The sequence below is a fragment of the Citrobacter sp. Cf136 genome (genome assembly GCF_030333815.1).
GTDB classification, from domain to species: Bacteria; Pseudomonadota; Gammaproteobacteria; order Enterobacterales; family Enterobacteriaceae; genus Citrobacter; species Citrobacter freundii.
In genome coordinates, this window is record NZ_JAOWFE010000038.1 from 45,750 (window position 1) to 56,273 (window position 10,524).

Sequence of the window (10,524 nt, forward strand, 5' to 3'; positions counted from 1 at the left end):
TTGTTGCATTATTATTGAGCTGCACAAAACATAAACAAAAAATGTAGATCTCTGTCACATTTTTGCGTTATACAGGAACCTCGCCACTGAGTAAGAGGTGCTGTTATGACGTCGCTATCTCGTCCGCGCGTGGAGTTTATCTCCACTATTTTACAGACCGTGTTGAATCTGGGACTGCTGAGTCTGGGCCTGATCCTGGTTGTATTCCTCGGGAAAGAAACGCTGCATCTGGCGGACGTGCTGTTCGCGCCGGAACAAACCAGCAAGTATGAGCTGGTGGAAGGGCTGGTGGTTTACTTCCTCTACTTTGAATTTATCGCGTTGATTGTGAAGTACTTTCAGTCAGGGTTTCACTTTCCGTTGCGCTACTTTGTCTATATCGGGATCACCGCGATTGTGCGGTTGATCATCGTCGATCATAAAGCGCCGATGGATGTGCTGATCTATTCTGCGGCGATCCTGCTGCTGGTGATCACCCTGTGGCTGTGTAATTCCAAACGGCTGAAGCGAGAGTAAAAGACAACACGCCGCAATCGGGCTGCGGCGTGTTGCTGGTCAGGATTACTGCGCAGAGGCAGGCTGGGTTTTCTCTGCGGAGGGCTCCCACAGTTCTTCAAGTTCTTCCAGCGTTTTGCCTTTGGTTTCCGGCACAAACTTCCACATAAACAGCGCGGCCAGAATGCCCATGCAACCGTAAATCCAGTAGGAGAAACCGTTGTGGAAATGGGAAACCAGCCACGAATTTTTGTCCATCATCGGGAAGGTCCAGGAGACGAAGTAGTTCGCCAGCCATTGAGCTGCAACGGCAATGGCGAGCGCTTTGCCACGAATCGCGTTCGGGAAGATTTCGGCCAGCAGCACCCAACAAACTGGTCCCCAGGACATGGCGAATGCGGCGACGTAAAACAGCATCGACAGCAGAGCAACCAGCCCGGAAGCCTGGGTATAAAACGCGGTACCGAGACTGAACATACCGATGGCCATGCCCAGAGCGCCAATAATCTGCAGCGGTTTGCGACCAAATTTATCCACCGTCATGATAGCCAGCACGGTGAAGCTCAGGTTGATCACGCCAACAATAATGGTCTGTAACAAGGCCACGTCGGTGCTGGCTCCCAGCGTTTTAAACACCTCCGGGGCGTAGTAGAGCACGACGTTAATACCGACGAATTGCTGGAAGATAGACAGCATTACGCCGATGACGATAACGCCTGCGCCAAACATCAGTAGGCGACCACCGGTTTTACGACCATGTTCCAGAGACTGATTGATCTCCTGCATGGCCTGGGTGGCGAGGGTGCTGCCCATAATTTTGCGCAGAATACCTTCCGCTTGTTCGTGTCTGCCACGCGCCATCAGCCAGCGCGGGCTTTCTGGTACGGTGTACAGCAGCAGTAAAAACAGCAGAGCGGGAATACTTTCGGACGCAAACATATAGCGCCAGCCATCGGTATTCAGCCAGTTCGCATCACCCGAACGGGCGATAAAATAGTTAACGCAATACACTAACAGTTGACCAAAAATAATGGCGAATTGGTTAAATGACACCAGTTTCCCACGAATGTGTGCGGGTGCCAGTTCAGCAATATACATTGGTGAGAGCATTGAAGCTAAACCTACCCCAATACCCCCAATGATACGATAAATAACAAATTCGGGAACGTATCCGGCTAAATAAACGGGTACGGCGTTATCTGGATTAATAGTTGTAAAGCCTAGTTCCGGCCAGGCGGAACCAATACCAGAAATAAAGAACAGCAGCGCCGCGATTTTCAGCGAGTCCCGGCGGCCAAATCGGTTACTGCAATAGCCGCCCAACGCACCGCCGATGATGCAGCCAATCAACGCACTGGCGACGCAAAAGCCCAACAGCGAGTTGGCGGCGGATTCACTTAAGTGTTGTGGGGCGACAAATACGGTATTTAAGGACTCTACCGTTCCGGATATGACTGCAGTGTCGTAGCCGAATAATAGCCCTCCTAATGTTGCCACTAATGTAATCGAAAAAATATAACTGGAATTATATTGAGTGTTCATTCAGACCTGCCTTAGAGGATACAGCTCTTTTGATCAGTGCCGTGATGTTGAATTTAACAGGCAGGGAAGACAATTATCATTTTTTACATTGCAATTACGTTTTGTCTTTTCTGTGATCTTAATTCTGTTTAATTTTATTGCGTTCGGGTGAAAAATAGAATTGCAGTGATGGGGAGCACGAAAGGAAATAATCGTAAGCGTAATACAAAATAACATAAAAAAAGGGCGCTCCGTAGAGCGCCGAATAACAGTCACAGGTTGGGATAACATAAGTTGAGGGTTGCAGTGGCATTGCCCGTTGCCGGGCAGTTACTTCGGTAAAACTTAACCTTTCACACCACCTGCCGTCAGTCCGTTGACCAGCCAGCGCTGCGCCAGCAAGAACACCAGAGTGATAGGAATGGCTGAAAGTACAGCTGCGGCGGCAAAGTCGCCCCACAAATAGTTCTGTGGATTGAGGTACTGCTGCATACCTACCGCGAGGGTATAGCTGTTCACATCACGCAGCAGCAGTGACGCGACCGGTACTTCGGTAATAGCGGCAATGAAAGACAGAATAAACACGACCGCCAGAATCGGAACGGAAAGTGGTAGCAGCACCAGGCGGAATGCCTGCCAAGGCGTTGCGCCATCCAGCGCGGCCGCTTCTTCCAGCGAACCGTCGATGGTTTCGAAATAACCCTTAATCGTCCATACATGCAGCGCAATACCGCCAAGATAGGCGAAGATCACGCCGCCGTGCGTGTTCAAGCCGATAAACGGGATGTACTGGCCCAGGCGGTCAAACAAAGCATACAACGCGACCAGAGACAGCACCGCCGGGAACATCTGGAAAATCAGCATCCCTTTCAGCAGGGTTGCTTTGCCCGGGAAACGCATACGAGCAAAGGCGTAAGCACAGGTGGTGGAAAGCGTCACGATACCGATCGCGGTAATGCTGGCTACTTTCACCGAGTTCCACAGCCATAACAATACCGGGAATGGCGGTGGCGTCACGCGGCCATCCGCGTGTTCAACGCTAAAGCCCAGTGCCAGTTTCCAGTGTTCCCAGGAGATGTTTTCCGGGATCAAACTGCCGGTGGCAAAGTTACCTTCGCGCAGCGAGATAGCGATAACCATCAGCAACGGGAACATGATCGCCGCGATGAAAATCAGCAGCAGCAGGTGCGTTGTTAAGAGACGCAGTTTCTGAGATTTGGGTTGTACCATAGCCATGTTCGTTGTCTCCCTTAATCAAACTTCATACGTGTGGCTTTCAGGTTCACAATCGCCAGCGCGCCGACCAGCAGGAAGATCAGCGTGGCAATCGCCGCCGCCAGACCGAAGTCCTGACCACCGCCGCCTTCAAAGGCGATACGGTAGGTGTAGCTCACGAGCAGGTCGGTATAACCGGCTGGCGTGGTGGTGCCGAGTCGGTCCGGGCCACCGTTGGTCAACAGCTGAATCAGCACGAAGTTGTTAAAGTTAAAGGCGAAGCTGGCGATCATCAGCGGTGTCAGCGGCTTAATCAGCAGCGGTAGCGTTATCTTAAAGAAGTTCTGGAACGGACCTGCACCATCCATCGCCGAGGCTTCATACAGATCGTCAGGAATCGCTTTCAGCAGACCCATGCACAGGATCATCATGTATGGATAACCGAGCCAGGTGTTGACGATAATAATCATCGAACGCGCGGTGGTTGGGTCGCTGAACCAGGCCGGTTTGATACCAAACAGTGCGCTCAGCATCATGTTGATTTCACCAAAGCTCTGGTTGAATAAGCCCTTGAAAATCAGAATCGAGATAAACGACGGTACGGCATACGGAAGAATCAACAGGACACGGTAAATCGCTTTTCCTTTGAGAGACTCCCACTGTACGAGACAGGCCAGCACCATCCCCACAGCAACGGTGAGGATCACGGTCAGAACGGAGAAGACCACCGTCCAGACAAAGATGGCGAAGAACGGTTTCTGGATGCCTTCGTCGGTAAACACGCGAGTGAAGTTATCCCAGCCGATGGTCACGGTATAGCCTGGACTGAGTTTTTCGCTACCCCAGCTACCGTCAGCGTTAATCGCCTGATAATAACCAATATCGTTATTGGCGCGGTATTTTACGCCGCTCTGGCTGTTGGTGAGCGTACCGTCATCAGCGAGCGTATAAAGTGGCTGCGTGCCGGAAAACTGGCGCAACGAGCTCATAATCACTTTGCTTTCATCCGGCAGGATGGCGGTCAGTTGGTTCAGCGCCTGGCGATTCTGCGTGATGATGCGCAGCGTCCCACGCTCGCCCGCTGGCAAAGCATCCGTTTCTTTCAGTTGCAGTTTCTGTTCGCCGCCAAATTTGAAGGCGTCGGAAACATAATTCTTGCCGGTTTCACCGTCGGTGAGAGCCAGTTGCCACTCATCACCCGCCGGATACAGGCCAAAGTTGTAGGTTTTCCCAGCCTGATACGAACGATCCATCAGGACTTCCTGAGCACGTTCAAAGGTCAGCTGGTTGGTACTGCTGTAGTTGGTAAAGGCAATGGCGATCGTACAAATCAGCGGAAACAGGACAAACAGCCCCATACCGGCAACGCCCGGGTAAACATAGCGCCAGGCATAGGCTTTACGGTTAGCGAAAATATACAGGCCAGCAGAGCTTAAAATCAGCGTCATGATGGCAAACAGGTACTCCCCCTGAGCGTACATCAAAACAACAAGGTAACCGACCAGCAGCCCAAGCAGACCCATCACTGACCATTTCAGCGTGTCGCTTTGCCACCAGTGTTTCTTTTTAATGACATCCATGGGGTTCAATCCTCAACAACAATGAAAACCTGTTGGTCAGCGTGCCTGATGGCGCTGCGCTTATCAGGCCTACGGTGTGTTGTAGGCCGGATAAGGCATTTATGCCGCCATCCGGCACGTGTGCTACAGCATTACTTGGTGATACGACCTTGTGCATCTTTCAGCGCGGCATCGACGGTCTGACGGCCGCTGGCTGCGTTGATCACTGCGGTACGAACGGCATACCAGAATGCGGACATCTGTGGGATGTTCGGCATGATTTCGCCTTTCTGGGCGTTATCCATGGTGGCGGCGATGCGTGGGTCTTTTGCTAACTGATCCTGGAAGGATTTCAGCGCAACGGCGCCCAGCGGCTTGTCCTTGTTCACTTCATCCAGACCCTGATCGGTCAGCAGGTAGTTTTCGAGGAACTCTTTCGCCAGTTCTTTGTTCGGGCTGGCGGCGTTGATACCGGCGCTCAGAACGCCAACAAATGGTTTAGACGCTTTGCCTTTGAAGGTTGGCAGCAGCGTGACGCCGTAGTTGATTTTGCTCTTGTCGATATTGGACCACGCCCACGGACCGTTGATGGTCATCGCGGTATCGCCCTTGTTAAAGGCCGCTTCGGCGATGGAGTAATCGGTATCCGCGTTCATGTGTTTGTTCTTGATCAGGTCAACCAGGAAGGTCAGACCCGCTTTCGCGCCGGCGTTATCCACGCCCACGTCTTTCACATCGTACTTGCCGTTTTCAAACTTGAATGCGTAACCGCCGTCGGCGGCAATCAGCGGCCAGGTGAAGTACGGCTCTTGCAGGTTGAACATCAGCGCAGATTTACCTTTCGCCTTCAGCTCTTTATCCAGTGCAGGAATTTCTTCCCAGGTTTTCGGTGGGTTTGGCACGAGGTCTTTGTTGTAAATCAGCGACAGCGCTTCAACCGCGATCGGGTAGGCAATCAGTTTGCCGTTATAGCGTACGGCATCCCAGGTGAACGGATAGAGTTTGTCCTGGAACGCTTTGTCAGGCGTGATTTCAGCCAGCAGGCCAGACTGAGCGTAACCGCCAAAACGGTCATGAGCCCAGAAGATGATGTCCGGGCCGTCGCCGGTCGCGGCAACCTGCGGGAATTTCTCTTCCAGTTTGTCCGGGTGCTCAATAGTGACTTTGATCCCGGTGTCTTTCTCGAATTTTTTGCCCACTTCAGCGAGGCCGTTATAGCCTTTGTCGCCGTTAATCCAGATAACCAGCTTACCTTCTTCAATCTTGGCGAGAGCCGAGGCGGAAAACATCATCGTCGTCAATGCAGACAATGCGAGGATGCGTGCGCCAGTTTTGATTTTCATAGTTCCCATCCTGTTTGGTGATTTTGCAGAGGTGGCTTAACGGTTACTAGTTTCTTTATACGACAACCTCTTTCCATCCTCCTTACCCCTACGCCCCACCCGCTCTTTATGTGATCTGTGTTACATAAATGTGAGTATTGCGTACTGGCGCACATAAAAACCCACCGATTTTTGCAGGCTGCATCACGAAATTCCTCTGAGGCGGGTAGCCCGGGTCTCAGACGCTGCTCTCTCATCCTCCCGCCTCCTCCCCCATAAAAAAGCCGGGGGGTGGAGGATTCACGCAGTCAAGTGATCGCGCATAGTCAGCCCATCATGAATGTTGCTGTCGATGACAGGTTGTAACGAAGGGAGAAGGGCATGGCGAGCGTACAGCTGCGAAATGTAACGAAAGCCTGGGGTGACGTGGTGGTATCGAAAGATATCAATCTCGACATTCACGAAGGGGAATTCGTGGTGTTTGTCGGACCGTCAGGCTGCGGTAAGTCGACCTTGCTGCGTATGATCGCCGGGCTTGAAACCATCACCAGTGGTGACTTGTTTATCGGGGAGACCCGGATGAACGACATTCCGCCCGCCGAACGCGGTGTGGGTATGGTCTTTCAGTCCTACGCGTTATACCCCCATTTATCTGTCGCGGAAAACATGTCATTCGGCCTCAAACTGGCCGGGGCGAAAAAAGAAGTGATGAACCAGCGTGTGAACCAGGTTGCGGAAGTTCTGCAACTGGCACACCTGCTGGAGCGTAAACCAAAAGCGCTTTCCGGCGGACAACGTCAGCGTGTGGCGATTGGCCGTACGCTGGTCGCCGAACCGCGTGTATTTCTGCTGGACGAACCGCTGTCAAACCTCGACGCCGCGCTGCGCGTCCAGATGCGAATTGAAATCTCCCGCCTGCATAAACGTCTTGGTCGCACGATGATTTACGTCACCCACGATCAGGTCGAAGCGATGACCCTGGCTGACAAAATTGTGGTGCTGGATGCCGGTCGCGTAGCGCAGGTCGGTAAACCGCTGGAGCTATACCACTACCCGGCTGACCGCTTTGTTGCCGGGTTTATTGGCTCGCCGAAGATGAACTTCCTGCCGGTGAAAGTCACCGGGACGGCCATCGATCAGGTGCAGGTTGAACTGCCTAACCGCCAGCAAATATGGCTCCCGGTAGACAGCCATGCGGTGCAGGTTGGCGCCAACATGTCTTTAGGTATCCGCCCGGAACATCTGCTGCCCAGCGATATCGCCGATGTCACCCTCGAAGGTGAAGTGCAGGTGGTCGAGCAGCTTGGTCACGAAACACAAATTCATATCCAGATCCCCGCCATCCGTCAAAACCTGGTTTACCGCCAGAATGACGTGGTGTTGGTAGAAGAGGGTGCCACATTCGCTATCGGCCTGCCGCCAGAGCGTTGCCATCTGTTCCGTGAGGATGGCAGTGCATGTCGTCGGTTGCATCACGAGCCGGGCGTTTAAGGTATCCCATTAAAAAAAAGCGCAAAACCGTCAAGGTGAAGCGTTTAAAGAAAAGCAATGATCTCAGGAGATAGAACGATGATTACTCTGCGCAAACTCCCTCTGGCGGTTGCTGTGGCGGCAGGCATTATGTCTGTTCAGGCAATGGCTGTGGATTTCCATGGCTATGCACGTTCCGGCATTGGCTGGACGGGTAGCGGCGGTGAACAACAGTGTTTCCAGGCAACCGGCGCCCAAAGTAAATACCGTCTTGGTAACGAATGTGAAACCTATGCGGAAATTAAATTAGGTCAGGAAGTGTGGAAAGAGGGCGATAAGAGCTTCTACTTCGACACTAACGTTGCCTATTCCGTCGCACAGCAGAATGACTGGGAAGGGACTGACCCGGCCTTCCGTGAAGCCAACGTGCAGGGTAAAAACCTGATTGAATGGCTGCCAGGCTCCACTATCTGGGCAGGTAAGCGCTTCTATCAGCGTCATGATGTTCACATGATCGACTTCTACTACTGGGATATTTCAGGTCCTGGTGCTGGTATTGAAAACATCGATCTGGGCTTCGGTAAACTGTCTCTGGCCGCGAGCCGTTCACAGGAAGCGGGTGGTTCATATGCTTTCAGCAGCCAGAATATCTATGATCGTACCAAAGACACCGCCAACGACGTATTTGACGTTCGTTTAGCACAGTTGGCAACTAACCCGGATGGGATGTTGGAATTGGGCGTTGACTATGGCCGTGCGAATACCACCGATGATTACCACCTGGCAGACGGCGCATCTAAAGATGGTTGGATGTTCACCGCTGAACATACCCAGAGCATGCTGAAGGGCTACAACAAGTTTGTTGTTCAGTACGCGACAGATTCTATGACCACTCAGGGTAAAGGTCTGAACCAAGGGTCTTACGGTTCATCCTCCTTCACCGTTACTAACCCAGACGGTAGTAAAACGAATTACGCCAATAACGTTATTAATAACAACGGTAGCCTGTTCCGCGTACTTGACCACGGTGCAATCTCCCTGGGCGACAAATGGGATCTGATGTACGTCGGTATGTACCAGAACCTCGATATGGATAACGACCTGGGGACCGAATGGTACACCGTCGGTATTCGTCCGATGTACAAATGGACACCGATCATGAGCACCCTGCTGGAAGTCGGTTACGACAACGTCAAATCTCAGCAAACTGGCGATCGCAACAGCCAGTACAAAATCACCCTGGCGCAACAGTGGCAGGCTGGCGACAGCATCTGGTCCCGCCCGGCAATTCGTGTCTTTGCAACCTATGCCAAATGGGATGAAGAGTGGGGCTACGTTAAAAATGGTAACGACGTAACCAAATACGCCGCTGCAACCAACTCTGGTATCAGCACAACCAGCCGTGGCGACAGCGATGAGTGGTCCTTCGGTGCCCAGATGGAAATCTGGTGGTAATTCAGCACTAACCTGACGTAAAGACCGAAAGAGGGGCGCCAGCCCCTCTTGATTACGGTTTAGCGCGCTATTGCCTGGCCACCGCTGAACCCATGCTATCTGAGGTGATAACAATGAAAATGAAGAAAAGTCTCGTTGCCCTTTGTTTATCTGCAGGGTTATTTGCCAGCGCGCCTGGCATCAGCCTGGCCGATGTAAATATTGTTCCGCAGAACACCACCGCGGCTCCAGCTATTCCCACTGCTGCGCTACAACAGTTAACCTGGACGCCGGTTGATCAATCCAAAACCCAGTCGACACAGCTAGCGACAGCGGGTCAGCGTCTTGATGTTGCTGGTATTACTAGCCCAGTCGCTGCGTACAGCGTACCCGCGAATATTGGTGAGTTAACTCTGACGCTGACCAGTGAAGTCAACAAACAAACCAGTGTATTTGCACCAAACGTTTTAATTCTTGATCAGAACATGACGCCATCTGCGTTCTTCCCCAGCAGCTATTTCACCTACCAGGAACCCGGCGTGATGAGTGCCGATCGTCTGGAAGGCGTAATGCGTCTGACGCCAGCGCTGGGCCAGCAAAAGCTCTATGTTCTGGTCTTTACCACAGATAAAGATCTCCAGCAGACCACGACCCTGCTTGACCCGGCAAAAGCCTATGCCAAGGGTGTAGGTAACGCTGTTCCGGATATTCCTGACCCGATCGCCCGTCATACCACCGACGGTCTGCTGAAGCTGAAAGTCAAAACCAGTTCCTCCTCCAGCGTGCTGGTAGGGCCGCTGTTTGGCTCATCCGGCCCTGGCCCTGTCACGGTGGGTAATACCGCAGCGCCTGCAGTTACTTATGCGGCTCCGGCGGCAGCCGTTGCTGCTCCAGCGCCACAACCGGTGAAGAAAAGTGAGCCGATGTTAAATGACACGGAAAGTTATTTTAACCAGGGCATTAAGGATGCCGTGGCGAAAGGCGATGTCGATAAAGCGTTGAAGCTGCTTGATGAAGCTGAACGTCTGGGATCCAAATCTGCCCGATCCACCTTTATCAGCAGTGTAAAAGGCAAGGGGTAAACGTCTCCCCGCAGTGCTGATTTTGCAACAACTGGTGCGTCTCCTGGCGCACCTTTTTTTATCTGTAATGATTCGGCATGTGTATGTAATTTGATAAATTCCACTCTGAAATGGAAAGTAATCTAAACGTTTTCTGAATTTAAGCTGCTTTTTATACAACGTACTTTTCCCTGCATTGTTCGGGACGTATGGTTCTCTGCAAACGTATGAATACGTCACGGAGTAACTCATGTCACAGCAGGGACTGCGCTTTACGCTCGACGTGGACGGGTTACTGGCGACGGATACCGCCGTCGTCAGCTTCACCCTCTGCCAGAATCTCTCCACCCCCTTTACACTCAGTGTCGATATCGCCAGCGGCCTGCCTGACCTCACCGCCACAGATTTTCTCGAGAAAAACGCCACCCTCACTGTCTGGCAGGGGGC

Annotated in this window: 8 protein-coding genes and 1 pseudogene; 5 read left to right on the top strand and 4 right to left on the bottom strand. The window is 52.3% G+C overall.

What is annotated here, in order from left to right:
- The first annotated feature begins 105 nt into the window (after positions 1-105).
- Positions 106-516 (top strand): phosphate-starvation-inducible protein PsiE, encoded by a 411-nt coding sequence (gene psiE, locus OGV98_RS18340; protein ID WP_003031674.1) that lies wholly within the window; start codon positions 106-108, stop codon positions 514-516.
- Positions 517-561: 45 nt separating this feature from the next.
- Here psiE and xylE read toward each other — a convergent pair whose 3' ends face one another.
- From xylE to malE, 4 genes are all read right to left on the bottom strand, one after another.
- Positions 562-2,037: a D-xylose transporter XylE gene (gene xylE, locus OGV98_RS18345; protein WP_049003154.1), complete on the bottom strand. Its 1,476-nt coding sequence runs from the start codon at positions 2,035-2,037 to the stop codon at positions 562-564.
- A gap of 324 nt (positions 2,038-2,361) precedes the next feature.
- Positions 2,362-3,252 (bottom strand): maltose ABC transporter permease MalG, encoded by an 891-nt coding sequence (malG, locus tag OGV98_RS18350; RefSeq protein ID WP_003031677.1) that lies wholly within the window; start codon positions 3,250-3,252, stop codon positions 2,362-2,364.
- 14 nt (positions 3,253-3,266) lie between these two features.
- Positions 3,267-4,811: a maltose ABC transporter permease MalF gene (gene malF / locus OGV98_RS18355; RefSeq protein WP_210943499.1), complete on the bottom strand. Its 1,545-nt coding sequence runs from the start codon at positions 4,809-4,811 to the stop codon at positions 3,267-3,269.
- Between the two features lie 131 nt (positions 4,812-4,942).
- Entirely contained in the window at positions 4,943-6,133 is a 1,191-nt protein-coding gene (gene malE / locus OGV98_RS18360; RefSeq protein ID WP_003031680.1) for a maltose/maltodextrin ABC transporter substrate-binding protein MalE, read from the bottom strand.
- 360 nt (positions 6,134-6,493) lie between these two features.
- Here malE and malK point away from each other — a divergent pair, with 360 nt between their 5' ends.
- From malK to OGV98_RS18380, 4 genes and pseudogenes are all read left to right on the top strand, one after another.
- Positions 6,494-7,603: a maltose/maltodextrin ABC transporter ATP-binding protein MalK gene (gene malK, locus OGV98_RS18365; protein WP_138828106.1), complete on the top strand. Its 1,110-nt coding sequence runs from the start codon at positions 6,494-6,496 to the stop codon at positions 7,601-7,603.
- Between the two features lie 78 nt (positions 7,604-7,681).
- Complete coding sequence (locus OGV98_RS18370) at positions 7,682-9,037, top strand: maltoporin (protein ID WP_003031683.1); 1,356 nt, start codon at positions 7,682-7,684, stop codon at positions 9,035-9,037.
- Positions 9,038-9,150: 113 nt separating this feature from the next.
- Complete coding sequence (gene malM / locus OGV98_RS18375) at positions 9,151-10,098, top strand: maltose operon protein MalM (protein WP_210943498.1); 948 nt, start codon at positions 9,151-9,153, stop codon at positions 10,096-10,098.
- Positions 10,099-10,327: 229 nt separating this feature from the next.
- Positions 10,328-10,524 (top strand): annotated as a pseudogene (locus OGV98_RS18380) (type VI secretion system tip protein VgrG); the annotation flags it as partial.

What these genes read in the sequence shown, in the direction of transcription:
- malE (WP_003031680.1), bottom strand. Translation starts at nt 6,133, where the DNA reads ATGAAAATCAAAACTGGCGCACGCATCCTCGCATTGTCTGCATTGACG.
- malM (WP_210943498.1), top strand. Translation starts at nt 9,151, where the DNA reads ATGAAAATGAAGAAAAGTCTCGTTGCCCTTTGTTTATCTGCAGGGTTA.
- malF (WP_210943499.1), bottom strand. Translation starts at nt 4,811, where the DNA reads ATGGATGTCATTAAAAAGAAACACTGGTGGCAAAGCGACACGCTGAAA.
- xylE (WP_049003154.1), bottom strand. Translation starts at nt 2,037, where the DNA reads ATGAACACTCAATATAATTCCAGTTATATTTTTTCGATTACATTAGTG.
- psiE (WP_003031674.1), top strand. Translation starts at nt 106, where the DNA reads ATGACGTCGCTATCTCGTCCGCGCGTGGAGTTTATCTCCACTATTTTA.
- OGV98_RS18370 (WP_003031683.1), top strand. Translation starts at nt 7,682, where the DNA reads ATGATTACTCTGCGCAAACTCCCTCTGGCGGTTGCTGTGGCGGCAGGC.
- malG (WP_003031677.1), bottom strand. Translation starts at nt 3,252, where the DNA reads ATGGCTATGGTACAACCCAAATCTCAGAAACTGCGTCTCTTAACAACG.
- malK (WP_138828106.1), top strand. Translation starts at nt 6,494, where the DNA reads ATGGCGAGCGTACAGCTGCGAAATGTAACGAAAGCCTGGGGTGACGTG.